This is a genomic window from Anoxynatronum sibiricum (genome assembly GCF_039414295.1).
GTDB classification, from domain to species: domain Bacteria; phylum Bacillota; class Clostridia; order Peptostreptococcales; family Tindalliaceae; genus Anoxynatronum; species Anoxynatronum sibiricum.
Genome location: NZ_JBCITM010000019.1, coordinates 26,146 through 52,214, shown reverse-complemented (window position 1 = coordinate 52,214; position 26,069 = coordinate 26,146). Strand labels below are relative to the sequence as shown.

Below are 26,069 nucleotides of genomic sequence, written 5' to 3'. Positions count from 1 at the left end.
TCTTTCCGGCAATATATCTTTTTAATCAGGGAGGCGTTTGAATGGAAGAGAAGAAACAACCGAAACAAGCAACATTCATGCATGCATTAATTGTTATTTTATTTCTCGTTGTCGTTCTTTTTGTTGCCATCCAGTACATGGGGGCCGACCCGCACATTCCCATTATTCTGGCAACCATCGTAGCCGGTCTCATCGGTGTTTTCGTGCTGGGCTATGCCTGGTCAGATCTTGAAGAGGCCATGATTACCACCATTGGCATGGCCATGCAAGCAGCCTTGATTCTGATGGTCATTGGTTCCATCATCGGAACCTGGATTCTCAGTGGTACTGTTCCCACCATGATTTACTACGGCCTTCAAATTCTGTCACCCGGTATTTTCCTGCTGGCAACTTTGGTCATCTGTATGATCGTTTCCGTTTCCACCGGAAGTTCCTGGACCACCGCCGGCACCGTGGGGATTGCTCTCATGGGCGTAGGCATCGGCCTTGGCATTCCCGAGGGAATGGTGGCAGGCGCAATCGTTTCAGGTGCCTATTTCGGAGATAAGATGTCACCCCTTTCCGATACCACCAACCTGGCCCCTGCCATGGCGGGCACCACTCTTTTTGAGCATATCAAGAGCATGTTTTATACCACTGTTCCGGCTGTTCTCATCGCCGCCGTGCTTTACGGTATCATGGGAACCCGCTACGCTGGTCAGGAGCTGAATGTGGGCGAAATCAACTCGATGCTGGCGGCAATGGCTGAAAACTTCAATATTTCACCCCTGCTGTTGATCCCCCCCATTGTGGTTATCCTCATTGTCGTGATGAAAGTTCCGGCTCTCCCCGGCCTGATGGCTGGTGTTCTGCTGGGCGGTCTTTTTGCCATGTTGTTCCAGGGCGCCGATCTGGGTGCCTTCATTGATGCCGCTCATTACGGCTTCGAACTGGAAAGCGGTAACGAAATCATCGACAATCTGCTGAGCCGAGGCGGTCTTGACGGTATGATGTGGACTGTCTCACTGATTCTCATCGCCCTGTGCTTTGGCGGCGTGATGGAAAAAACCGGCATGCTTCATGCTGTTGGCAGCGCCATTCTGAAGATGGCCCATAACACCGGTTCGCTCATTGCAGCCACCGTTCTCACCTGCTTTGCCGTCAATCTGCTGGCAGGAGAACAGTACATCGCCCTGGTCATTCCCGGTCGTATGTACAAGGATGCCTACAAAGAAAAGGGCATTCACCCCAAGGTGCTTTCCCGTGCTTTGGAAGGCGGCGGTACCGTCACCTCAGCCTTGATCCCCTGGAATACCTGCGGTGCCTTTATGTGGTCAACCCTGGGCATTCACCCCTTCACCTACCTGCCCTATGCCTACTTTAACCTGGCCATGCCGGTGGTGGAAATCATTGCAGGATTCACGGGCTTTGGTGTTTTCAATGAAGATGGCACAAAAACCAATGTGAGAGCTTAGGTTTTTCCATTGATAGCTTACGCACAGCTACAACGCCTCCCGGTCATCCTGGAGGCGTTTAAGTTGAAAAAAAAGGATTTGATCAGGGCAGCTGACTGATGGATACTGTCTGAAGGGAAGCCTTTGAATGAGATCAGTGCTGTGATATAATGAACTCAGAGAATTCGTCAGTTGATTCAGACAAATTTCAGAAAGGTGGATGATCATGAAAATCCAGCATCTGGGACATTCGGCTTTTTACATGGAGGCCGGCACGCTGAAAGCGATGATTGACCCCTTCATTCCGGGAGATGTGAAAAAAATCTATGACGACACCCAACTCACCCATCTCTTTCTGACCCATGGTCATGGTGATCATCTGGGGGATGCCGTCGCCCTGGCAAAGGCTTCAGGAGCCACGGTGATTGCCAACTATGAAATCTGCCACTATCTGGGACAACAGGGGGTTGCCTGTCACGCCATGCACATTGGCGGCCGCACCACCATGGATTTCGGCGTGGTGAAAATGACCCCCGCGCTCCATGGTTCAGGTATTGAAACCCCAGAGGGTATGGTATACGGGGGAAATCCCGGCGGCTTTGTGATTGAAGTGGAAGGGAAAAAGCTATACCACGCCGGTGACACCGGGCTCACCATGGACATGCAGCTGCTGGAAGTGGAATCCATCGACGTGGCGCTGCTGCCCATCGGCGGCAATTTCACCATGGATGTGACGGATGCCCTGCGGGCTGTGGAGATGATTCGCCCGGCCGTGGCCATTCCCATGCACTTTAACACCTTTCCGGTGATTGAGGCTGATCCCAAAACCTTTGCCGCCGGAAACAACGCTTCCCAGACCAAAATACTTGCCCCGGGTGATACTTTTGAGTTTTAGTTCTCCGGTATGCTTACCGCGGGAGATCATAGTCAACGGGATTATAAGCCATACAAAAGCCCCACCGGCTGCCGGCGGGGCTTTTGTATGGCTTACTGTTTATCAGTTGATTGGCTTGTGTAAATGGTTCACGAGGTATCCTGTTGATCTTCTTCCATAATCAGCGGCACCAAAGCTTCCTTTTGAGCCACCAGCTGATCCAGAATTCGAAAAACAAAGAGCCGGATGACACCAAAGACCGGTACCCCCAGAAACATACCCATGACGCCAAAGAGCTTGCCACCCACCACGATGGAGAAGATCACCCAGAACGGGGGAATCCCCACGCTGTTCCCCAGAATTTTGGGACCCAGGTAAAGCCCGTCGAACTGCTGCAACGCCAGAATAAACAGCACCACCCAAAGCGCTTTCATTGGTCCTTCGAAGAGGGTCAAAAAACCAGCCGGTACCATGCCAATGAACGGGCCAAAATAGGGAATCATATTGGTTACTCCCACCACCACACTCAGCAACAGAGCGTAACGAACATTCAAGAAACTCATGCCAATGTAGCATAGAATACCAATGATCACCGAGTCAAGGGTTTTACCCACAATAAACCTGGAAAACAGCAGGTCTGCATCCCTGCCAAACTGTTTGATCCCTTCCACCCGTTCACTGGAGATAAAGGCTCTAAGAAAACGTTCAATTCCCTTTTTAAAGGATTCTTTATCAGCCAATGCGTAGAAGGAGATGACCAGTCCCAGCAGGAAATTCAGAAAACCCGAGGTGATGATCAGCGCCCGGTTCACCACCATGGCCACCATGGTGTCCAGCAACTCCCCCGCCTGATCAAAATAACTGACAATTTTCTTCTCCATTGGTTCCAGATACTCGTACACATTCACGTTGTAGAAACGCATGGAGCTGATCTCTTCCGACCAGTTCTGCACCAGATTTTCAATAAAAGCAGCATACTCAGGCGCCCGCTTGGCAATCTCACGTATGTTAGCGGCAATTTGCGGCGCCACCACCATCACCAGCCCAATAATGGCACTTGCCAGAATAAAAAAAACAGTGGCAATACTGGCATTCCGTTTGATTCGGTGACGATTGATTAAAGATGGAATGCGCCCATAGACCCGGTGCTCAAACCACCGCACGCCCGGATTCATCAAATAAGCAATGAAGGCGGCGATGATAAAGGGACTGATGAGTCGTCTGGTCCATCGAAAAGCGGTTCGAATGGAGCTGACGAAAAGAGACAGGTTATCGACCATGTGAAAAAAAGCAATGGCAATGATGATGGTCAGTGCCGCATAAAAAGTATATTTCAGATACTGACGATCCCATTTGATCCTCAATGGCCAGCCCCCCTTGGAGAAATCCGTCAAAATGCCCGGTCTGTTCTCTCTCAGTTCATTATAACTGATTCAACAGCCGGGCGCTATGATTTACCTGATGAATTGTGGGTTTCGTAACCAAAAAGTAACAATCTCTTTCACTGATCCGCCACCCGAAAAGCCGGCACGGTGAAACATTCCACCACACTGCCGATGATGCTGTGACGTCCCGCCCTGATGTAGGGGCCCTGAAAAACCTCATTGTAGACAAAGCAGCCGGTGAGGTAATAAAAAGGTTCGAAATCCACCTGCCGGTCTTTCATCATGGCCATGGGTAATTGGGGCACCTGACAGAACTCCTGAATGAGATAATCTTCCTCTGCCGCCTTTTGAAGCTTTTTCTCCCACTCCTCCGAAGACCAGTCCTGTCCCGCATAAACGCCATAAGAGGCATATCGGTCTTCAGGCTTGATGATGTACCGGTCTTTTTCTTTCAGCCAGTGCTGCCAGACGGCTTCATCCTTCTGCTGTAGCTGGGCGGTATAGGGCACATGCTCCCGAACAAAACGGCGCTGGGATTCATCCAGAAACCCGGTGGCTTCCTCATCATGAAGAATCGCAAAAAACCGTTTGTGATGGGGAATCTGAGATCTCACCGCCCCCACCAGGCACACCTGATCTGTTTCGATGGCTTCTGCCAGAGGTGTCAGTTGCTGCCAGTTCTCCACCAGTTCCCAGGTGACCAGCCGCCGATAAATAACATCAATCACCTGATTCCCCGCCATCAGCCGGCCATTTTTCAGCACCAGGTCACGTGCATCCACCACCACACAGGGGCAACCGGCATCTTCGAAGGATTTTTGAAACTCCATGAACTCTGAAGGCGGCTCACTGGAAAAGAGATCCACAATGGCCACCCGGGGAATTTCCGGAAAATCAGTTCCTTTGTTCCGGGACGCCCTCCAATGACGGTAGTTCCTCTGCAGTGCATTGATCCAACTGTTGAAAAATTCACCGCCCTGCAGGGCATCGGCCTTTAAATTCAACGCTTTCACTGCAGGAGAGCCGCCAATGATCTGCTGCAGTTCACGGGCTTCCACCATGCCGGAAGAACCATCGGTATTGATTTCACAAAACTGAAAAGCCCCTGTTTCCAATTGATAAAAGAGATCGATGCGAGTGACGGGCACGGAATAATCGTAGCCCGGATCCCTCAGAATCAGGGATTCTGTCAGAGGCGAGAAAGGAAAATGCTTTCGAAAAGCCGGATTCTCCACATATTCCCTGGTCACCCGCTTGATGAGGTTCATCATCGTCTGAGTGATGCGGTCAAGATGCTGCCATTGAGAGGACGTCATAAAAAAGGGCTGGTGGAGAAATTCCACCGGCTTGCCCTTGTATTTCGCCGGCGAATCTGCCACCTCTGCCATCAACCTTTCATGGGAAGCCTGCATTTCCAGGGGGTGGGCTAAAACCCACTGTCGGTATTGATCCCAATAGGGGCTCAGCGTTTCTTTCACAAGGTTTCCTCCTCTGTCCATCGGTGAGCGGCGCACCATTCAAGGCCCTGCCAGCCATCTGCTGCCACCCTGCGCCGGCTGTAGGCTGCCGGGGTTTCCTGGTTCACCACCAAATTTTCCAGATGTCCCAGCCATGTCAGCTCCCGATCAGTGGCTTCCTGCTTGGCCAGATCCAGCAGTGTCAGCAACATCTGCTGGCATGTGGTGCCTCCAAAGCGGGCATGATAGCCCTGTTGCTGCATGTCGTGGCGCAACTGATTCAAGCGGGCGTCACTCATCCCCTGGGAAAGGTGGTACAAATAACGGAGAGAGGCTTCCCGATAGAAGAGATTCTTCACCAGTGCAGCAAACCCGAAGCTGAGGGGAAGGGGCAACGAGTCTGCCATGCGAATCTCAATGTATCGACGCACCCGTACATCAGGAAAAACCATGGACAAAAGATGATCCGCTTCCGCATCACTGAAACTCTCCAACCCTTCCAGCGCTGCAGCAGGCATGTCGCCGGTGCCCCTGTAGGTATGGCCCTGCTGAACCAGGATGGGAGGCGTCTGCAGAATATAATCGGCATATGACTGGTAGCCAAACTCTGTATCCATCACTCCTGGAATCAGCCCGCATCTGGCCGGGTCTGTTTCATCCCAGATGGCAGTCCGCATGCTGAACTGGTGAGCAGGCTCCCCTTCAAAATAGGGAGCATTATCTGTCAGCAGCGCCAAAAATGGCATGAGAAAATGAGCCACCCGGAACTTCTCGATAAAATCTGTCTGATCTATATAATCCACGATCACCTGAAGGGAAGCAGTTCCCTTCATCATGTAATGAGCATACCGGCCGGTTTGCTGAAAATACTCCGACATGTACTGATATCTTTTTTTAGGGTTAAAGGGAATGTCATGGATGGAGGTGCGGGGATGATAGCCTATGGCCAGCAGCCACTGACCCTGGGTTTCCAGCACCGGTAACATGTGGTGAAGGAAGGTCCAATACCGCCGATAAATCACTTCCAGCTCATCACTGGGATCAATGCTGATTTCCAGCTGTCCTCCTGGTTCCAGGGTGATCACATACTCCGGGTGGCGCAGTCCCACCACATGCTCGCCTTCATGAATGGGATCATAGCCCTTGGGAATCAGTTGCTTCAGAATGGTTTCAATCCCCTTTTCCTGATAATAGTTCACCGATTCCAGGGTTTGCGCATTCACCACCACATGTTCTATTTCCATACCCATACGAAGATCAGCCGCCGCCGTCTCACCCTGCCTGAGCAGCGCCACAATCCGGTCTTGCTGATGGTTGTTTTTAATCTTCATGATCTGCCACTCCCGTCACATTTCTGTCTCTTTGATACCATGAAGCTATTTTTACTTCTTCCTGCTGTTACTACCCAATTCATCTTTAATTATGCAAGACAATCAGCTCAAAAAATCCTGCCGAAGATACCGGCAGGATTCAGACTGCAGACAAAATATGATGAAGACAAGGGATTTGGTAAAGGGCAGCCTCGGAAATCTTGTCAGTGTTTTTTCGAAAAGATGAGAAAACCGCCAGCGCCTGCTGTTTGAGCACAGCGAGTTCAGGCGCTGTTTTCGAGACTTTCGACTAAAAACACACACGATTGGAATCAGATGCCCTGGCCAAACCCCTTTGTCTTCAACCTCAATCCTGCCGAAGATACCGTCAGGATTTTCTATGAGACTCATCAAAATGGTAGAATCGATTCTTACTGGCCGATTCATAGGAACAGCCGTTTCCAATTTTTTTGTTAATTGGTGTTGCTGACCCTTACGCTGATATGGGTTCCTGATGTTTTTCTTTTTTGGCTTTTGACCATTGAAGCATCAATACCACCGCAATCACTGCCAACCCCACCACATCCTGCAGCATATTGGCACTGATGAGCATAAGTGCCGCGGCAAAGAGGACGATGCGCAGGGGAATGGGCATGCGGGCAAAGAAGTATCCTTCTGCGGCGCTTCCCAGCATCACCACGCCGATGATGGCAGTGATGGTGACCATGATTCCCTCTGCCAGGCTGGTGCCCTGCAAGAGCAGGGCTTTGTTGTACACAAACATATAGGGGACGATGAACCCGGCCATGGAAAGCTTCATGGATTCAAAGCCTGTGCGCATGGCATTGCCGCCGGAAATTCCCGCCGCTGCAAAGGAAGCCAGGGCCACCGGCGGGGTGATGTTGGCAAACATGGCGAAATAAAACACGAATAAATGGGCCACAATGGGTTCAATTCCCAGTTGCACCAGTGCCGGAGCCGCCATGGTGGCGGTAATCAGGTACGCCGGAATACTGGGCAATCCCATTCCCAGAATAATACAGGTCAGCATGGTGAACATGAGGGTGAAGAGAAGACTGGTTCCTCCAAGAGACACAATGGTGTAGGCCATGCTCAGTCCAAACCCGGTGATGCTGGCAACCCCCACAATGGGACCCACCGCTGCACATGCCAGGGCCACAGGTACTGAAGAACGAGCACCGGCATCAAGGGCGTCCAGGAAATCCTTAAAGTTCATGCGGGTGGCTGGACGCAGCATACTCACCAGAATGGTCACCACGATGGTGAGAAAAGCTGAGTAAATGATGGTCCGACCACTGAAAAAGAGCATGTAAACGAGGAAAATCAATGGGAGCAGCAAATGTCCCCGTTCTTTCATGACCTCACCAATGGTGGGCAGCTGGTCTTTTGGCAAGCCTTCCAGTCCGTTTTTCGAAGCCCTCATCTGTACCTGCACCATAATGCCCAAATAGTACAGCAGAGCCGGCAGAATCGCTGCCATCACAATGACCCGGTACTGAACACCCAGCACCTCTGCCATGATAAACGCTGCCGCACCCATAATGGGAGGCAGCAGCTGCCCACCCACAGAGGCGGAAGCTTCCACCGCGCCGGAGAAATCTGCACTGTAACCGGTACGTTTCATCAGGGGTATGGTAAAGGCCCCGGTGGTCACCACATTGGCAACAGCTGCCCCGTTAATACTCCCCAGAAAGCCGCTGGCAATCACCGCCACTTTTGCTGGTCCGCCTTTGGTGTGACCGGCAAAGGCCAGTGCAATATCATTGAAAAACTGTCCCATTCCCGACTTGTTCATAAAAGCACCAAACAATATAAAGAGGAAAATATAGGTGGAAGCCACCCCAACAGCGGTTCCGTACACCCCGTCGGTGGAAACAAACAAATGATTGGCGATCTGTGTCCAGCTGTAGCCCCGGTGGCCGAAGAAACCAGGCATGTTACGCCCAAAGAGTGCATACAATATAAAAATAACGCCCATGAGAGGCAGCGCCCAGCCCGTAACCCGCCGGGCTGACTCAAGCACCAGAAAAATGAGAACCACACCGAAAAAGAGGTCAAGCTGATTGGGCACCCCCGCCCGGTGAACAATTCCCAGATAGTCCGAAAAAATATAGGCAGTGACCGACAGGGCCAGCACCGAGCAAATTGCATCATACCAGGCCAGCCGGTTTCTGCTGGATTTTTTGAAGGCAGGATAAAGCACAAAGGCCAGGGCCAGAATCATGGCCACATGGAGGGAACGGTGCTTCAGGGTTACCAGTGTTCCGAAATAAGCCGTGTATAAATGATAGAGGGATACAGCAATGGCAAACGCCTTCACAAAAAGCGCCATGCCCCGGTTGGTGAAAGTGCGCACCCGGGATTCATTGTCAAATTTCTCCAGCAGCTCCTGCTGCTTTTTCTCATCCATGGCTTCCATTTCCAGTTCCCTGATGCTTTTTTCGATGGTTTCTTCCGGCTGAACCCCCGGTTCCTGCCGGTTTTTTTCATGTTCACTGTTCAAATGAATCACCTCTCTTCAATGGTCAGGGTCAGGGGTTGATGATGCGGCAGATCAGCTCCCTGCAGCATGACCTTTCCGTTAAGCCAGATTTCAGGTAACGCTGTGTGGGAATGAATCCAGTCGTATTGCTTCATCTCCCGTTGGATATTATCCAGAATCACCCAGCCGTTTTCCACCCGCACCCCTCCCTGATTTTCATGGGGGATACCGGCACCAAATCCGGCGAACCGGGATTCTGTCAGCATAAGTGTGTTTTCTGCCGTCACTTCAAAGGTTTCCTGCCAGGGAATGTGCTCCACAGAATGAACCCAGTGAAACACCAGCACATCACCTGTTTCAACAGCTGTGTGCCACTGAACTTCCATGTCATTTGCAGTGCGGATCACCATCATGCTCCCCGGCTCTGCTGGCAGCCATCGAAGGAGCCCCCACAGGAGACTCAGGCAGAGTGCCGCCAGTATCAGTACCTGCTGCTTTGATTTAAGTTTTCGAAAACCTGCGAATGGCAGAAAGGAGGAGGTTTCCCCCCTCCACTTGGTTCCCGCTTCAGTCTTCACTGTTAGTCAATGGCTCCCACTTCCTGGAAGTAACGCTGCGCTCCAGGATGCAGGGGAACAACCATTCCCTCCATCACACTGTCAAGATTGATGTTTTCTTTAGCCGCATTGTGAGCGCTGTGAATGGTGTCCAGATGATCGAAGAAGCCTTTGGTGATCTCATACACGGCATCTTCCGGCAAGTCATTGTGTACCAGCAGCAGATTCATGATGGTAGCTGTGTTAACATCTTCTTCATTATCATAAGTACCAGCCGGAATAATGTTGGCTGTGAAGAAGGGATAATTTTCATTCAGGTACTCCATGCCTTCCCCTTCGATGGGGATAATGCGAATGGCATTGGTGGTTCCCAGATCCATCACCGTGGCGTTGGGAATACCGGAGGTAACAAATGCAGCGTCTATCATGCCGTTTCTCATTTGGTCAACAGCTTCGCCGTAGTTCAGGTAGTCAGGACGAATATCGTCATAGGTCATGCCATGGGCTTCAAACATGAGACGGGCATTCAGTTCAACTCCGGAGTTGGGGGCCCCCACACCAACACGCTTGCCCTCCAGATCATAGAAGGTTTCAATGCCGGTGGATTCCATGGTGACCAGCTGCACATAGTTGGGATAAAGGCTCATGAGACCCCGAAGTTCTTCTTTGGGGGCTTCTCCCTCAAAGGCACCAAAGCCAAGGTAAGCCTGCGTGACAGCATCTGCCATGGTGATGGCCAGTTCTGCCTGACCGTTGAGGATCAGGTTGATGTTTTCAACAGAAGCACCGGTGGACTGGGCAGAGGATCGGAAACCCAAGTCATTCTGAATAATGCTGGAAAAAGCACCGCCGATGGGATAATAAACACCACTGGTGGGTCCGGTGGCCACAGTGACAAACAGGTCACGGCTCGCAGCCGGTGCCTCTGCCGGTGTTTCAGCCGGTGCCTCACCCGACTCTGCCGGTGCCGGTGCTGCCGGTGCTGATGCACCGCCGCCACAGGCTGCCAATACCATGGTCATCAGTAACAGGATTGCTAAGATTTTCTTCATTTTTTTCTCCCCTTTGCTTGTTAGTTTCTTTTGATGTCAAAGCGATCTGACACACTGCTCTGTTAAATTGCAAAGATCGTGCCAGTGATCACCGGTTGTGCAAAAAAACATTTCTCCACACCCGCATCTTCCCCACTGCCGGCAAGATAAGCCTGGTAAACGTTTGCCATTTTGTCTTTCCTCTTTGCGTGATTTCAACGCATTGAACTCATATCATATTATCTGGCAGTAAGGGAATGCCTCATGATCCCATCAAATCAGCCGGGAGCGTTTTTTCTCTCCCGGTGCTGTTTTTTCGTGACCCGCCGTTGTTTTCTCTGTCAACACTACTGGCTCGTTTACGGTTCACCCGCCATCACCGGCATTTTTTGCCGTAACATCAAAATCACCGGCAGTCTTGCCAACACCCTTTTTACAGGCCTCACAACAGGCAATTCCCCGATGATTCCACTGATATTGATATATAATTATCAAACCCGCGGCTCGTTTCGATGCTGCGGCAATTTATGCCGTTGCGGCATTTTTTGCCGGTATGTTGAAATGAGCCGGGACAAAACCTACCGGCTCACAGGGTCAGAAGTTCCCAAAGAATACCGGTTGATTTTATTCCGGAGCCCCCGTTCACTGATTCCCAAAACCTCTGCCGTTTTTTGCCGGTGTCCTTCATGGCTGGCCAGGGTTGCTTCGATGACTTTTCTTTCAATTTCTTCCAGCGTCATGCCCACCAGACCAGAAAAGACATCCCTCTCCATTTCCCCATTGTTGTCAGGAATAGGGGTGATCTTGCGCACTTCTTCCGGCAAATCATGCCACTGAATCATCTCTCCCTCTGCCATGATACAGGCACCTTCCAAAATATTTCCCAGTTCACGAATGTTGCCAGGATAGTCATAGTGCATTAGCCCCTGAGCTGCTTCCTCAGACAGTTTTCTCACCGGTTCCCCCGGCTTTTGAAAACTTTTTAAGAAATGACGAAACAAAAGGGGCAAGTCTTCCCGCATGGTGCGCAGGGCCGGCATGCTCACCGTCACCACATTCAGTCGATAGTATAAGTCCTGGCGAAAGGTTCCCTGCCGCACGCTTTCATTTAAGTCCTGGTTGGTGGCAGCAATCACCCGCACATCCAGGGGAATGGGGCGGTTGGCCCCCAGAGGCGTCACTTCTTTCTGCTGCAGCACCCGGAGGAGCTTGGCCTGTAGTCCCAGCGGCATATCGCCGATCTCATCCAGAAAAAGAGTTCCCTGATTGGCATACTCAAACTTGCCGGGTTTATCGGCATTGGCACCGGAAAAAGCCCCTTTGCGATGCCCGAACAGTTCACTTTCCAGCAGGTTTTCCGGGATTGCAGCACAGTTCAATGCCACAAAGCGATGCTTTCGCCGCTGGCCTGAGAAATGGAGGGCCCGGGCCACCAGTTCTTTACCGGTACCGCTTTCACCCACTACCAACACACTGGTGTCCAAATCTTTCAGTTTTTCAATCTTACTGAACACCACTTTCATGGGAGGGCTGTTTCCGATAATGCCCTTGTCAGTGTATTTTTCAGCCAGCTCGCTGCTGAGATACTCCAGCTGCCGGTTCAGCCGCTGGTATGCCAGAGCCTGTTCAATCACCGACAGCATGGCTTCCATGTGCAGGGGCTTGGTGAGGTAAGTATAAGCCCCTTTTTTGATGGCTTCCACCGATGAAGAGATGGAGGCATAGGCAGTCATCATAATCACCACCATCTCCGGCTGAATGGCTTTCATCTGCTCCAGCACATCAATACCATTCACCTGCCCGATCTTCAGATCCAACAGACAGAGATGGAAGGTCTCCTGTCGGGCCAGTTGCATGGCCTGAGAGGCGTCAGTAACTGCCTGCACATCAAAACGATCTTCCAGGGCAAATGTCAGGGAAGAACAAATGGAAATTTCGTCATCCACAATCAGAATTTTATCCATGATCCGTCATCCTCTCAAACTGCAGGTGGACAATGGTGCCCTGTCCTTTTTCGCTTTCAAAGCTGAGTACAGCTCCATTGTCTTCCAGATACCGTTTGGACAGGGGCAGCCCCAGACCGGTACCCTCTTTTTTAGTGGAATAAAAAGGTTCCAGAATGTTCTTCAGCTCTTCCGGGCTCATGCCCACCCCTTCATCCTTCAGATCAATCCACACATGGGCGCCTTCTAAGCGGCAACTGGTGGTCATGGATAGCGGCATCGTTGTTTCCTCTTCATTGACACGCATTTCCATGGCTTCCAGCCCATTTAACAGAAAGTTGACCAACACCTGTTTAATTTGATCCCGGTCCGCCTGAATCACACAACCCTTCTCCAGCCGGCTTTTCAGCTGAAATCCCTTGCTGTTGAAGACGGGTTCGAACAATGCCGTGCAGGACCTCAATAATTCAGCCGCATCACATACTTCCCGGTTGGGCGGCCGTGGCCGGGCATAGTCGATGAGGCTTTCAATGAGCTGACTCACCCGCTCCACCTCCCGGGGAACATGCCGCACGATGTTCTCCTGAAACTGGGGATTTAGAATCTTTGCCGGGATCAGTTCCACAAAGGTTTTGATGGATGTGAGGGGATTTCGGATTTCATGAGCAATTCCTGCCACCACCTGATGCAGAGCCCGGCTTTTTTCCCGCTCAAAGCCCTGCTCCCGCTGCTTTCGCTCCTCTGTTATATCTTCCAGCGTAAGAATCATGCCGGTAATCTGTTTTTCCACATCTCTGGCAGGGTAAAGGGTGTAGCGAATATCCACCCGACTGCCCTTCTCTTCCGGCTGCCAGCGCAGTTCCCCTCCCACATACTGAACCCCTTCTTCCAGCACATGCTTCAGACGCGTTTCCAGCAGGGTTTTCAAGAGGGGTGATGCTGTATAAGGCTTATCTTTCAGAGATTCAGCTTCTCCGGTGAGTTCCTGGGCCCGGGGGTTCAGTGCGGTCACCAGACCTTTTCGATCCACCGTTACCAATCCCCGGGGGCTGTTTCGCATGATTTGCTCCATTAACCCACTCATATTGCGGGTTTCCAGAATCTGGTATTCCAGATCCCGGTTGGCTGCCTTCAATTCGCCGGTTTTTCGTTGCACCTCCATTTGCAGCATGCGGTTCCACCACAAGCTGATGAGAAAGACGCCAAAAATCAGGGCCAGAATAAACCCCAGTGCTTTGAGGGTTTGTTCAAGCCGGGCCTGGAGAAGGTTACTGCCAAACCATTTTTCCTGTAACTCATGATGGATTCCCTGGCCCTTCGCCTGTTGCAACCCCCGGTTCAGCAGGTTCAACAGACCAAAGTTCTCTTTTTTAACCGCCATGGCGTACTCCAGAGGGATCACATAGCTGCTGACAAACTGATATTCCTCCTCCAGCATCAGTTCCGACAGGGCATGCTGCAAAACCAGCCGGTCTCCCACCAGCGCTTCTGCCCGATCCATTTCCATGAGTGCCAGACCGTCCACCAGATTTTCAGTGGTGTTGAAATTGATACGCCACACATTCTGAAGAAAATCGTGCTCCAGGGAATGTCGTTGAATGGCCACCAGTTTTTCAGACAAATCAGCAATGGATTCGATGTCGGTGGCACCCGCCGGTACCATGAGCCCCACTGTTGAGGAAAAAAAAGGTTCGGTGAACTCCATCTCCGGCGCCAGCCGGGCCTGGTAGTCAATCCCCATGATCACGTCAATCGCGCCTTCCTGAAGGCTCTGCTGCGCCTGCGTCATGGTCATGGGCACCCATTGAACCTGAAAATCATTTCGTCTCCCCATGGTTTCCATGAGATCAATACTGAACCCCTGGTAACCCTCCGACGTCTCATACTGCAGCGGTGCCAGCCGGGGATCAAAGGCCACCCGCAACACCAGCTGCTGCCTTTGAAGGTAAGGATTATCCAGCGCCGCTTCCACCGGGACGCTCTGCACCATCACCAGTGGCACCACCAGCATTGGTATGACGAATGCCATCAGGCAGCGCGAGAACCTGGTGGCATCGCAGTGCTTTTTCAGAACCGCAGCAAAGTGCGACAACTGAGTTTGTTTTTTTTCTTCTGTTCGCTTCATGAATATTCTCCTGACATTTGCCGGTGTAAGACCCTCCTATGAAGGGTATTGATTCAACGAACAAAGATACGCCATCCGTGGTTTTAGAAACCGAGTTTATGGCACTTCAAAAAAAATCATGAAATAAAAAGGAATTTCAGGCTTTCCATCGAATATGTATACAGAAGGGGCAGTCCGCCATTGATCGGAAGCCACGGGGAGGGATTCAGCATGAACCGGGAAATGCTCATCAACGACCAGTATCAAGTGGAAGAGGTGCTTCACCAGGACGCCTTTCAGCGGATTTATCTGGCGCAGGACCTGTTTTCCGAGTCTAAAACACCAGTATACGTCACGGCTTTCCGGGATCTGGAGGCCGGCGAACCCGTGATGGAGGCTTTTCAGCATTTTGATCGGGAAATGAAACAGTTTTTCGATGATTTTTTTCTGGTGGAAGATGTTTTCTACACCGTTTCAAAACAATGTCCCGGCAAACCATTCCCTTCCTTTGTCACCAATACCATTCTAAACCCTTATGAAAAGGGACAGATTGTCAGCAACTACCTGAATAAGTTGCTGGTCATGGAGCCATTGCCCTTGGTGGTGAGGTATGTTCTTTCTTCTTTCGGGAACATCTCGGTGGTCGACAGGAAAATTGTATGTCTGAATAACATTCTTTTTTTCTCTCCCGAAGACCTTAGTGCCTCATGGCCAAGTTACCTGCAGCGTATCGGCGACTTTCTTCTCTGTGTGTATGGCAATTCTCTTTATGCCCGATTGGACGAAGTGCAGGAAGGGTCTCACCCAGAGGTGGCCGGCATTATTCATCGCTGTTATCTGGGAGAGTACCCGGACATACAGGCTGTACAAAAAGATTTCAACCCCATTTTTTTCAAAACGCGCCTCAGTCAGGATCACCGGCCGCCGTCACCGATTGAGCCTCGCAGTACAAGAACCCGGACTGCATCCAACAACGAGGAAGGAGACATTTTAATGATGCCAGACCATCCAGACGCACCAGAACGACCCTTTTTACTCACCCGGGAACGCCGGGTGGGACGCCGGAGCAAAAGGGCCCGCCGACGCCAAACCCTGTTGGTGACATTGGCTGCCCTCCTGCTGTTATTTCTTGGAATCATGGGTATCAACCGCATTCTGAACCGGGAACCTGCCGATGAAGTGGCCGAAACACCGCCGGTAATGGAAACCCCTGAAGTGCCGGCAAGTGATCCATCTGACCAGGAGATACCCGGTGGAGATGAATCGGAAGAACCTGGTGAAACACCAGGAACTGAAGATCCGGGTGAGGATTCTCCCAATAACGAAACCTCTCCGCCGGCCACCCCGCCGCCGGCATCCACTGAACCTCACACCAGCTACACTGTTCAGTCAGGGGACACCCTCTATGCCATCAGCCTTCGTTTCTATGGCGACGGAAGCCGCTACCCTGAAATCATGAGCTACAATAACATCACCGATGCTTCCAGCCTCAGGGCCGGCCAGGTACTGCGCATCCCCAATAATTAGGCCATGATTACTTGCAGGAATGCGCAACAGCGTATTTCAACTTTATCAGTCAATCTCTGTTGTTTTATTATAGCAGAAAATACCAGCCACGCAAAAATCACCGGGAACTTTCTCCCGGTGATTTCTTATTGGTACTATTATGGCTTGCTGGTATGACTTACTGGCCCACCAGCGCTTCTGCCGCTTCCACCACCGCTTCGGGTGTCAGGCCAAATTTTTCAAAGAGTAACTCACCCGGTGCCGATGCACCGAAATGATCAAGGGAAATCACCCGGCCATCCAACCCGGTATATTTATACCAGCCCAAACCGCTGCCGGCTTCCACGGCAATCCGTTTACGCAGGGCCGGTGGCAGCACCTGGTGACGGTAACTTTCGGGTTGTATTTCGAATAGTTCCCAGGAAGGCATGCTGACCACCCGGCTGGCAATTCCCTTGGCCGCCAGATCATCTGCCGCCGTCATAATGGTGGCCACTTCAGAGCCGGAAGCCATGAGAAGCACCTGGGGCTCTCCGGCGCCGGCATCTTTCAGCACATAGCCGCCCCTAAGCGCATCGGCCCCGGTTTCTGCATACAGGGGCAGATTTTGCCGGGTCAGCACCAGCGACACCGGTGTGTTGGTGCTGCTAAGAGCCGCCTTCCAACCCATGGCGGTTTCTTTGCCATCAGCGGGACGGAACACAATCATGTTAGGAACACTGCGCAATGCCATGAGATGTTCAATGGGCTGGTGGGTGGGGCCGTCTTCACCCACTCCAATGCTGTCGTGGGTAAGCACATAGGTCACCGGAACTCCCATAATGGATGACAGGCGCATAGCCCCTTTCATGTAGTCGGTAAAGACGAAGAAAGTGGCACCAAATACCCGGAGCCCGCCGTGAAGGGCCATGCCGTTGATGATGGCCGCCATGGCATGTTCACGCACCCCGAATCGCAGGTTGGAGCCGGCGTGGTTTTCTTTCTGAAAGTCACCGTGAGCCTTCATGAGTGTTTTGGTGGAAGGCGCCAGATCGGCAGAACCTCCAATAAGGTTGGGCACCTTCTCTGCCAGACGGTTAATGATGTCTCCTGAAGCAGACCGGGTGGCATTGGGCTTGTCATACTGCCACAGACTTTCGTCTTCCATGACATCCTGCATCCAGGCATTTCCGAACCACTGGTCCCAGGCCGTCTCCATTTCCGGATAGGCAGTGAAGTAGTCACTGAGCATCAGTTCCCAGGCCGCTTCTGCCTTCATGCCCTTTTCCATTTCGGATTCCATTTGCCGGGAGACTGATGCCGGCACTTTAAAGGGTTCTTCCTGCCAGTTCAGGTTTTCCTTCATGGCCTTCAGGTTTTCCGCACCCAGGGGCTCTCCATGGGCTGACGCCTTTCCCTGTTTGGCCGGGCAGCCGTACCCAATTTCTGTCACCACTTCAATCATGGCGGGGCGGACTTTGTCGTTTTTCGCCTCCACCAGTGCCGCATTGATGGCCTCCAGATCATTACCGTCTTTCACCTGCAGCACCTGCCAGCCATAGGCTTCAAAGCGTTTTTTCACATCTTCCCGAAACGCCAGATCAGTATCGCCTTCAATGGAGATGCGGTTGGAATCGTACAGCACGATAAGTTTGCCCAGGCCCAGAGTGCCGGCCAGTGAGGCAGCCTCGCTGCTGATGCCTTCCATCATGCAGCCGTCGCCGGCCAGTACGTAAGTGTAATGGTCAACCACCGGGTAACCTTCTCTGTTGAACTGAGCTGCAAGACGGGCTTCAGCCATGGCCATGCCCACTCCATTGGCAAATCCCTGTCCCAGGGGGCCCGTGGTGGTTTCCACCCCGGAGGTGTGCCCAAATTCAGGATGCCCGGGGGTACGGCTGTCCCACTGGCGAAAGGATTTCAGCTCTTCCATGTTCAAATCGTAACCAAAAAGATGTAACAGGGAATACAACAGCATGGAACCATGCCCTGCGGAAAGTATAAAGCGGTCCCGGTTTTTCCAGGCCGGGTTCTTGGGATTATGATTCATGTGCCTTGACCACAGGGTATACGCCATGGGCGCGGAACCCATGGGAAGCCCGGGATGACCGGAGTTTGCCTTTTCAACTGCTTCAGCAGACAGTACCCGCAGGGTATTGACTGCCAACTGGTCCATTTCCTGATTCATGCGTCAGCCTCCTCAAAATCGTTGCTTGATATATTGGCTTCATTATACCATTAGACAGGGGGTCTGACCAGTTTTTCCCACCCTTACCGACGAATTTCGCCTTCAGGTCACCACTGCAAAAAGGCGACCGAAATTATCAGTCGCCCGAGGCTGAAGACTAAGGGCTTTAGCCAGGCCAGCTGATTCCAATCTTGTGTGTTTTTAGTCGAACGTCTCGAAAACAGCGCCTGAACTCGCTGCGCTCAAACAGCAGGCGCTGGCGGTTTTCGTTCCTTTTCGAAAAAACACTGACAAGATTTCCAAGGCTGTCCTTTACCAAATCCCTTGTCTTCATCATATTTTGTTTGCAGTCTAAGACGGCTAAATTATCAGTCGCCCAGCTTAAAGCAATTATTTCATTAACACCAATGTCAATCAGATGCTCGCAGATCGCCTTATTCATTGAGATAGTAAAGGGCAGCCAGAGCAAAGAGGCGGCACGCTTCCACCAGTTGGGGAATATCCACGTACTCATCTGCCTGATGGGGAATCAGCCGGTCACCGGCTCCCGTGGTGATGATGGGGATGTTTTTCCAGGCGTGAAGGAAGGTGCCGTCTGTTGCCCCGGGCACGCCGTTATAGGTGGGTTCCTTCCCTGTCACCTGCCGGTAAGCCCTGTCCATGGCCTGCACCACCGGGTGTTCTTTGTCTGTTGCCGTCCAGGGCCGTTCTTCCAGCACTTCCATTTCTGCCTTGAACTCCGGTCTTTCAGCAGAAATCTGGTCCAATATTTCCTGCACCTGGCTGATGAGCACGCTGTGCTCCTGTCCCGGAATGGTGCGGATGTCCAATGTCATGTAGCATTCCTTGGGGATCACATTGATTTGGGCCTCTCCTTTATAAGGGGCTTTCAGAATGGTGGGGGTGATGCTGGGGTATCCCAGAAGAGGATCTTTACCCAGACGCTGGATTTCAGCCTGTTGGAGTTTTTCCAGCCCGGTGATCACCGCTGCCATCCCCCAGTTGGGGTTTATGCCCGCCAGAGGCATGGCCCCATGGGCCATTTTTCCAAAAACCCGCAGGGCCATGCGCAGGGCACCCTTCTGAGCAATGCACAGGTGGTTTTCTTCCGGCTCGCAGATGATGGCAGCATCCACTTCATCTGCCCATCCCCGTTTAATAAAGTCTTTGATGCCCAGCATGAGCCCCTCTTCATCCACGGGTATGCACAACAGAATGCGCCCTTTAAAAGGAATGCCGGCATCCTGGATGGCTTTTACCGCCATGATGGCTGCTGCCAGGTTTCCCTTGGTATCGCAGGCACCCCGGCCATAAATACGTTCTCCTTTGATGTCACCACCAAAAGGATCCTCTGACCATTCATCCAAATCTCCAGCAGTCACCACATCGGTGTGCCCTTCCATCAACAGGGTTTTGCCGGGGGACGTGCCTTCCAGAATCCCCACCACGTTGGGTCTTCCTGGCACCACTTCTTCCATCATCACCTTCAGGCCCATGCTTTTCAGCGTGTCGGCCACCAGGCCGGCGACAGCTTCTTCATTGGCCCCAGGCACCTCCGGGTCATACACGCTTTTGACCCGAATCAGCTGCTGTGTCAACGTCACCAATGCTTCCTGATCCACATAGTCAACCACTTTTTCCAGAGGTTTCATGGTGTCACTCCTTAGTATAACCGTTTCAGCTCTTCTTCCGTCACGCCGCCAAAAACATGTTTTTCTTCGGGAAAACGACTTTCCCGCACATCGTCTTTAAAAGTTTCCAGCCCAGCCACAATCTGTTCTCCCAGTTGGGCATACTGCTTGACGAATTTGGGAAGAAACTTATCGAACAGACCGAACATATCATGAAACACTAACACCTGACCATCACAGTGCCGACCACCGCCAATACCGATGGTGGGAATGGTGACTTTTTCAGTGATGAGCCTGGCCACATTCTCCGGCACCGCTTCAATAATCAATCCCCAGGCCCCGGCTTCCTGCAGATCCAGGGCATCCTGAAGCAGCACTTTTGCCGCCGCTTCTCCCTTGCCCTGCACCTTGAACCCCCCCAGCATGGAGACTGTCTGAGGTGTCAGGCCAATGTGTCCCATCACCGGAACGCCTGCCTTCACAATTCGTTTCACAATGGGCGCCATATCGCTGCCGCCTTCCAGCTTCACGGTGTCACAGCCTCCCTCTTTCATCAAACGGATGGCGTTGGCAACGGCTTCCTCCGGAGAGACCTGGTATGACCCAAAGGGCATGTCTCCCACAATCAAAGGCGTGGGCGCTCCCTTCACCACAGGTTTGATATGATGAATCATTTCATCCATGGTCACCGGTACGGTGGAGTCCATTCCCAAAACCGTCATGGCCAGGGAATCACCCACCAGAATTATTTCAATGCCTGATTTTTCCACCAGGCAGGCGGTGGGATAGTCATAGGCGGTGGTCATGCTGATTTTGATGCCTTCTGCTTTCATTTTCTGTAATGCAGGTATGGTGACTGCTGCCATATTCAATGCCTCCTGTTCAATGGTCCTGTTCAGTGGTCCTATCAATAATGATGGTTGATGATTTTCAGAAAACGACACTCACTGCCGCGACCCGGCCGGCAATCCCCCTGCAGGAACGGCATGCTTCACCGCATTGAGAATGGCCGCCTCCATCACCAGTGATGCGACAAACCCAATGGCATTCACATCCCCTTTTTTCGTCCCGTGAGACAGGGCAAAAATGGTATCACCGTCATATTGGGTGTGTACCGGTCGAATGGCCCTGGCGTAACCGTTGTGGGCCATCTGGGCCACTTTTGAGGCTTCTGCCTTGGTCAGGGCGGCATCGGTAGCCACAACTCCAATGGTGGTGTTGGTATGAAACCCTGCGATAATGCGGTTCAAATCGCCCATCAGCAACTTGGCTGAGTTGGCATACCCTCCGGTAACCGGTGTGCGCGCTCCGGCTAAAATGGCCTGACTCTCCGGGTCCACCACATCACCAAAGGCATTGACGGCCACCAGCGCCGCCACCCGCACGCCCCCGCCTATTTTCATTGAGGCACTGCCAATGCCTGATTTTGTCGCATATTTGGGGCCAAAGAGTTTTCCCACAGTGGCTCCGGTGCCGGCCCCCACGCAACCCTGGGGCACCGGGTCTGTTGTGGCCTGCCGGCAGGCTTCATAACCCATGGCAGCATCAGGCCGCACTGCCGGGTCACCAATCATCAGATCAAAGAGAACAGCTCCCGGTACAATGGGCACCCGGGCCACTCCCACATCAAAGCCGACACCTCTTTCTTCCAGGTACCGCATGACACCACCGGCGGCGTCCAATCCAAAAGCACTGCCGCCGGAGAGCAAAATGCCGTGAACCTGATCCATCATTTTCACCGGGTGAAGCAGATCCGTTTCCCTGGTTCCCGGAGCCGCCCCCCTGACATCCACCCCGGCAACACCGCCGGGTTCACACAAGATGACAGTACAGCCGGTAAGCGCCGCTTCATTCTGGGCGTGACCAACTTTGATGCCCTGGATATCTGTCAGTGTACCGTTCATCTTCTTACCTCCCTCACACTTTATTCACACTGCGAAGCTCTTTTAAAGCTGTGAAATGATTCTCCAGTCATGTCCTGTATCCTGCTCACAGTGGCGAAAACCAGCTCTTTTCTTCGCATTCCAATGATCATCGTCACATTTTCTAATAATCCCCTGTTGATTTGTTTAAATCTGAATAGGCGGCGGAAACAGACGGATCACCGCCACCAGTATCAGGGTAAAGAACAGCACCGCTGCAAAGGCTTTGGTATCTGCCGGCCCCATGCGCAGCTGCCGCATTTTGGTGCGCCCGCCGCCACCAGTGTAATTACGGGCTTCCATGGCGATGATTAAATCTTCTGCCCGCTTGAAAGCGTTGAGGAAAAGGGGCAGGAAGATGGGAAACACCTTGGCGGTTTTCTGAATAAAATTCCCCCTGTCAAAATCAACTCCCCGGGCCATCTGTGCTTTCACAATTTTTTCCATCTCTTCTGCCAGAGTGGGCACGAAGCGAAGCGCAATCACCATGGTCATGGCCAGTTCATGGGATGGTACTCCGATTTTGCGGAAGGGTTTCAGCAGTGCTTCAATGCCATCTGTCAGCTCCACCATGGAGGTGGCCATGGTGAGTATGGTGGTGATGAGAAACAGCAGCAATACGCGAATGGACATGAGGGTTCCCATGCGCAGCCCCACATCGGTGGCTTCCAGAAATCCCAGTGAGAAGATTACCTGGGCATGGTCCGGTTTCTGTAAGAACAGCTGAAAAACCCACATGATGATCAGCACCGGAATCATGGGTTTTAATCCTTTCACTGCATACCCCAGGGGAATTTGCGATATCCACACCAAGAAAAGGGCAAAGAGAGCATAGACCCCATACGCCGTGTAGGTTTTAATGAAAAACAAGAGTGTAATCAACAGGATGGTCAGTAAAATCTTGCTGCGGGGGTCTGCCTGATGCACGGTGGTCTTCCGGGGAATATAGACCCCCAAAGTAATGTCTTTTGTTAGTTCCACGCAGCACGCCCCCTTTCTCCGGTCATTTCTTTCACAATGGCTTCAACGGTTTCTTCCACCGTCAGGGTATCCACAGGCACTTTCATGCCTCTTCCCGCCAGCTGTTGCATAATCACAATGGTTTCCGGAACTCCAAGACCGATCTCCCGGAGCTTCTCCCATTCAGAGAAAATTTCCCGGGTGGCTCCCTCTGCAAAAATGGTGCCTTCATTCATGACGATGATGCGCTTGGCCATTCGGGCCACGTCTTCCATGGTATTGGAAATGAAGACAATGGTCATGTCCCGTTCTTCATGGAGACGACCAATGACTTCCAGAATTTCTTCCCGCCCCCGGGGATCAAGCCCAGCGGTGGGATCGTCCAACACCAGCACCCGGGGATGCCCTGCCAATACACCGGCAATGGCTGCCCTTCGCTTTTGGCCGCCGCTGAGGGCAAAAATATCCCGTTTGTAGAAGATGTCGTAATCCAGTCCCACCAGTGCCATTGATTCCCGCACCCGGTGGTCCACTTCATCTTTGCTGCATTTCTGGTTCACCGGCCCAAAGGCAATGTCCTCCCCAACGGTTTCCTTAAAAAGCTGGTGCTCCGGGCTTTGAAACACATACCCCACCTGATGGCGCACGGCCACGATATCCGTTTCTTTGTCTGCCAGATTTTTTCCGTCCACCAGTACTTTTCCCTCTCTGGCAATGAACAATCCGTTGAAATGCTGAGCCAGCGTGGTTTTTCCCGACTGGGTGGGGCCAATGAGACCCACGAACTCCCCGTCGCCGATGGCGAGATTGATACCGAACAGCACCTGTTTTTCAAAGGGGGTGCCTGCTTTGTAGCGATGGTTTAGGTTTTCTACGATGATGGACATAGGCTGTTCACCAACTCCTCTGCCGCCAGAATATGGTCTGCCACCTGAATGCCCCGCTGGCGCAGGCCAAGGGCGATCTGTGTGGCCATGGGGATATCCAGGCCCAATTCACGAATCAGTTCCACCTGATCAAAAATGTCCCGGGGTGTACCCGAAAGTGTGATTTCCCCTCTGTCCATGACCACGATGCGGTCTGCTTCAATGGCTTCGTTCATAAAGTGGGTAATGAGCACCACGGTGATGCCTTCATCCCGGTTCAACTTTTTAGCCGCCTCAATCACTTCATTCCGGCCAATGGGGTCCAGCAGGGCCGTCGGTTCATCCAGCACAATACATTCGGGGCGCGTTGCCAGCACACCGGCAATGGCCACCCGCTGTTTCTGGCCGCCTGACAGCTGGTGAGGCTCTTCCCGGCGGTATTCAGTCATATTCAGCGTTTCCAGTGCCCAGTCCACCCGCTGCCGAATTTCATCCGCCGGTATGCCCAGATTTTCAGGCCCAAAAGCCACATCCTCTTCCACCACGGTGCTGACAATCTGATTATCCGGATTCTGAAACACCATGCCCACACGTTTGCGAATTTCCCATAGCTTGCTTTTATCCTTGACAGAAATGCCATCCACCAGCACTTCCCCTTTTGAAGGTGTCAACAGCCCATTGAAATGACGTGCCAGGGTGGATTTGCCTGAGCCGTTGTGACCCAGTATCGTTAGGAACTCACCCCGCATAATATCCAGGTTCACATTTTTTAGTGCCTTCACCGGCTGCTTTGTTCCCCGGCCATAGACAAAAGTCAGGTCTTTGACTTCAATCAGCTTTTCCAAGGTTATCACTCCTGTTCCGAAGCAACAGCCGGCAATCCATAAGGCCTGCCGACTGTTGTTTTCCCCGGTTGGTTCGATTCAGTCTTTACAAGTCGTCGTCTGTTTCAATGACATCGCCCTGAGCACCACGAACCCGTTCAAGGCCTTTGCCCAAAACAACCACCAGAATGGCTGCCACGATGACTTCCGGCACCCCGTGCAGCACCCCGATGGAGAGGGCCACACTGGCAGGGAAGAATCCGCGAATGGATGCCATGCCCAGCACCAGAATGGTATTGGTGGCAGTGCCCACAGCCCCTGCCAGCACGTAGGCCAGAATGGGGTTAATCCGCTTGGTTGCCACATAGGCATAATAGGCAGTAACGCCAATGAACAGGCGGGGGAAGATGGCAATGAGAGGATCTGTAAACATGGGGCTGGTGGCCCTCAAAAAGCTGAAGATCCCAAAGATGGCTCCTGACAGCATACCGACAATGGGTCCCTCCAGTACGCCTCCCAGAATCGCCGGTACATGCATGATGGTGGCATGACCTGCCGGCGTGGGCACCGGAATGAATCCCAGACCCGTCACGCCTAACAAAATGGAGACCGCACCTAAAATACCCGACATAACAATTTTTCGGATGGATAAGTTCACGTTTCTCGCTCCTTTCCCCTGCACCTGTATGTTTACTTGTTTTCCTGCCGACATCCCAATTCTCTTGACATTTTTTCGCTGATTTCCTTCACCACCTCCCCATAGTCTGTCGTTACCAGCCCTTCCTTAAAACGGTACTCAGGCACTGCCACACTGATGGCTGCAATGGGGCGTCTCTGATGATTCCAGATGGGCGCTGCCACGCACATTAACCCAACGACATATTCTTCATCGTCCAGGCTGTACCCCTGCTGACGAATGACCGCCAACGCTTCCTTTAAGGCCTGAAGTGTTGTCAGGGTTTTAGGTGTATATGGTTTGAAAACAGTTTCACCATAGAGCTGATCCAGTTCTTCTTCCGGCAGCCAGGCCAGAATGGCTTTTCCCAGACCGGTGCAGTACATGGGCAATCGCTTCCCGATGCCCAGATCCACCTTAATGGTGGCTCGACTTTCAATTTTATCAATGTAGATGATTTCATGACCATCCTGGATGGCCAGGTTCACGGTTTCGTGGGTGCGCATGGCAAGCTCTTCCAGGTAGGGTTGGCACTGCCGCCGGAACCCCATGCCCTCAATCATCCGATTGCCCATCTCAAAAAGCCTGATACTGTTGGCATATTTTTGATTGGTCTGGTTTTGTGTCACATACCCCTTCATCTTTAAAGTGGTTACCAGCCGGTGCACGGTACTTTTATCCAACTGCAGTTTTTCTGCCAGCTCACTGATTCCCAGTTCTTTTTCCTGATCCAGCATTTCCAGAATATCCAGTGCTTTCACAACCGATTTGACAACATAGTCCCGTTGCGTCATGTTGGATGGATCACCCCTCTGATCCGATCTTGCTGCTGGTTCGGATCGTATTTTAGGACATTCTCTGTAATGTGATTATCACCCTCTCCCGGCTCTGTCGAATCGTGTTCGGATCTATTGATGTCA

20 protein-coding genes are annotated in these 26,069 nt (G+C 52.1%); 3 read left to right on the top strand and 17 right to left on the bottom strand.

The window, feature by feature from the left end; genetic code table 11:
• Positions 1 to 41 precede the first annotated feature (41 nt).
• Together nhaC and AAIG11_RS14535 are read left to right on the top strand one after the other, a co-directional pair.
• Positions 42 to 1,454, top strand: a complete 1,413-nt coding sequence (nhaC, locus tag AAIG11_RS14540) for a Na+/H+ antiporter NhaC (protein ID WP_343186957.1) — start codon at positions 42 to 44, stop codon at positions 1,452 to 1,454.
• Positions 1,455 to 1,659: 205 nt separating this feature from the next.
• Positions 1,660 to 2,328 (top strand): metal-dependent hydrolase, encoded by a 669-nt coding sequence (locus tag AAIG11_RS14535; RefSeq protein WP_343186956.1) that lies wholly within the window; start codon positions 1,660 to 1,662, stop codon positions 2,326 to 2,328.
• A gap of 128 nt (positions 2,329 to 2,456) precedes the next feature.
• Here AAIG11_RS14535 and AAIG11_RS14530 read toward each other — a convergent pair whose 3' ends face one another.
• The 8 genes from AAIG11_RS14530 to AAIG11_RS14495 all read right to left on the bottom strand — a co-directional run bounded on the left by AAIG11_RS14530 (position 2,457) and on the right by AAIG11_RS14495 (position 14,618).
• Positions 2,457 to 3,671, bottom strand: a complete 1,215-nt coding sequence (locus AAIG11_RS14530) for an AI-2E family transporter (protein ID WP_343186955.1) — start codon at positions 3,669 to 3,671, stop codon at positions 2,457 to 2,459.
• Between the two features lie 137 nt (positions 3,672 to 3,808).
• A complete protein-coding gene (locus AAIG11_RS14525; protein ID WP_343186954.1) occupies positions 3,809 to 5,170 on the bottom strand; it encodes a circularly permuted type 2 ATP-grasp protein in 1,362 nt (453 codons plus the stop codon).
• Positions 5,167 to 6,480, bottom strand: a complete 1,314-nt coding sequence (locus AAIG11_RS14520) for a glutamate-cysteine ligase family protein (RefSeq protein WP_343186953.1) — start codon at positions 6,478 to 6,480, stop codon at positions 5,167 to 5,169. The genes AAIG11_RS14525 and AAIG11_RS14520 overlap by 4 nt, the downstream gene beginning before the upstream one ends.
• Positions 6,481 to 6,952: 472 nt before the next feature.
• Complete coding sequence (locus tag AAIG11_RS14515; RefSeq protein ID WP_343186952.1) at positions 6,953 to 8,983, bottom strand: TRAP transporter permease; 2,031 nt, start codon at positions 8,981 to 8,983, stop codon at positions 6,953 to 6,955.
• Positions 8,984 to 8,988: 5 nt separating this feature from the next.
• On the bottom strand, positions 8,989 to 9,540 hold the full coding sequence (locus AAIG11_RS14510; protein ID WP_343186951.1) for a DUF1850 domain-containing protein: 552 nt from the start codon (positions 9,538 to 9,540) through the stop codon (positions 8,989 to 8,991).
• Between the two features lie 2 nt (positions 9,541 to 9,542).
• The gene (locus AAIG11_RS14505) at positions 9,543 to 10,571 is read right to left on the bottom strand and encodes a TAXI family TRAP transporter solute-binding subunit (RefSeq protein ID WP_343186950.1); all 1,029 of its coding nucleotides are present in this window, start codon (positions 10,569 to 10,571) and stop codon (positions 9,543 to 9,545) included.
• Between the two features lie 557 nt (positions 10,572 to 11,128).
• A complete protein-coding gene (locus AAIG11_RS14500) occupies positions 11,129 to 12,514 on the bottom strand; it encodes a sigma-54-dependent transcriptional regulator (protein ID WP_343186949.1) in 1,386 nt (461 codons plus the stop codon).
• Positions 12,507 to 14,618 (bottom strand): transporter substrate-binding domain-containing protein, encoded by a 2,112-nt coding sequence (locus AAIG11_RS14495; RefSeq protein ID WP_343186948.1) that lies wholly within the window; start codon positions 14,616 to 14,618, stop codon positions 12,507 to 12,509. The genes AAIG11_RS14500 and AAIG11_RS14495 overlap by 8 nt, the downstream gene beginning before the upstream one ends.
• 210 nt (positions 14,619 to 14,828) lie before the next feature.
• Here AAIG11_RS14495 and AAIG11_RS14490 point away from each other — a divergent pair, with 210 nt between their 5' ends.
• On the top strand, positions 14,829 to 16,124 hold the full coding sequence (locus tag AAIG11_RS14490) for a LysM peptidoglycan-binding domain-containing protein (protein WP_343186947.1): 1,296 nt from the start codon (positions 14,829 to 14,831) through the stop codon (positions 16,122 to 16,124).
• Positions 16,125 to 16,281: 157 nt separating this feature from the next.
• Here AAIG11_RS14490 and tkt read toward each other — a convergent pair whose 3' ends face one another.
• From tkt to AAIG11_RS14445, 9 genes are all read right to left on the bottom strand, one after another.
• Positions 16,282 to 18,270: a transketolase gene (gene tkt, locus AAIG11_RS14485; RefSeq protein WP_343186946.1), complete on the bottom strand. Its 1,989-nt coding sequence runs from the start codon at positions 18,268 to 18,270 to the stop codon at positions 16,282 to 16,284.
• A 434-nt stretch (positions 18,271 to 18,704) separates the two neighbouring features.
• On the bottom strand, positions 18,705 to 19,922 hold the full coding sequence (locus AAIG11_RS14480; protein ID WP_343186945.1) for a M20 family metallopeptidase: 1,218 nt from the start codon (positions 19,920 to 19,922) through the stop codon (positions 18,705 to 18,707).
• A gap of 11 nt (positions 19,923 to 19,933) precedes the next feature.
• Positions 19,934 to 20,767 carry a 3-methyl-2-oxobutanoate hydroxymethyltransferase gene (gene panB, locus AAIG11_RS14475; protein WP_343186944.1) on the bottom strand — a complete coding sequence of 278 codons (834 nt, stop codon included), beginning with the start codon at positions 20,765 to 20,767 and terminating at the stop codon, positions 19,934 to 19,936.
• Between the two features lie 78 nt (positions 20,768 to 20,845).
• Positions 20,846 to 21,805: a P1 family peptidase gene (locus tag AAIG11_RS14470; protein ID WP_343186943.1), complete on the bottom strand. Its 960-nt coding sequence runs from the start codon at positions 21,803 to 21,805 to the stop codon at positions 20,846 to 20,848.
• A gap of 165 nt (positions 21,806 to 21,970) precedes the next feature.
• Complete coding sequence (locus tag AAIG11_RS14465; protein ID WP_343186942.1) at positions 21,971 to 22,804, bottom strand: energy-coupling factor transporter transmembrane component T family protein; 834 nt, start codon at positions 22,802 to 22,804, stop codon at positions 21,971 to 21,973.
• Positions 22,795 to 23,670, bottom strand: a complete 876-nt coding sequence (locus tag AAIG11_RS14460; RefSeq protein ID WP_343186941.1) for an energy-coupling factor transporter ATPase — start codon at positions 23,668 to 23,670, stop codon at positions 22,795 to 22,797. The genes AAIG11_RS14465 and AAIG11_RS14460 overlap by 10 nt, the downstream gene beginning before the upstream one ends.
• A complete protein-coding gene (locus AAIG11_RS14455; protein ID WP_425499427.1) occupies positions 23,655 to 24,494 on the bottom strand; it encodes an energy-coupling factor transporter ATPase in 840 nt (279 codons plus the stop codon). Before AAIG11_RS14455 ends, AAIG11_RS14460 begins: the two co-directional genes overlap by 16 nt.
• Before the next feature lie 85 nt (positions 24,495 to 24,579).
• Positions 24,580 to 25,131: an ECF transporter S component gene (locus AAIG11_RS14450; protein ID WP_283409515.1), complete on the bottom strand. Its 552-nt coding sequence runs from the start codon at positions 25,129 to 25,131 to the stop codon at positions 24,580 to 24,582.
• A 32-nt stretch (positions 25,132 to 25,163) separates the two neighbouring features.
• A complete protein-coding gene (locus AAIG11_RS14445; protein WP_343186940.1) occupies positions 25,164 to 25,943 on the bottom strand; it encodes an IclR family transcriptional regulator in 780 nt (259 codons plus the stop codon).
• Positions 25,944 to 26,069: the final 126 nt, after the last annotated feature.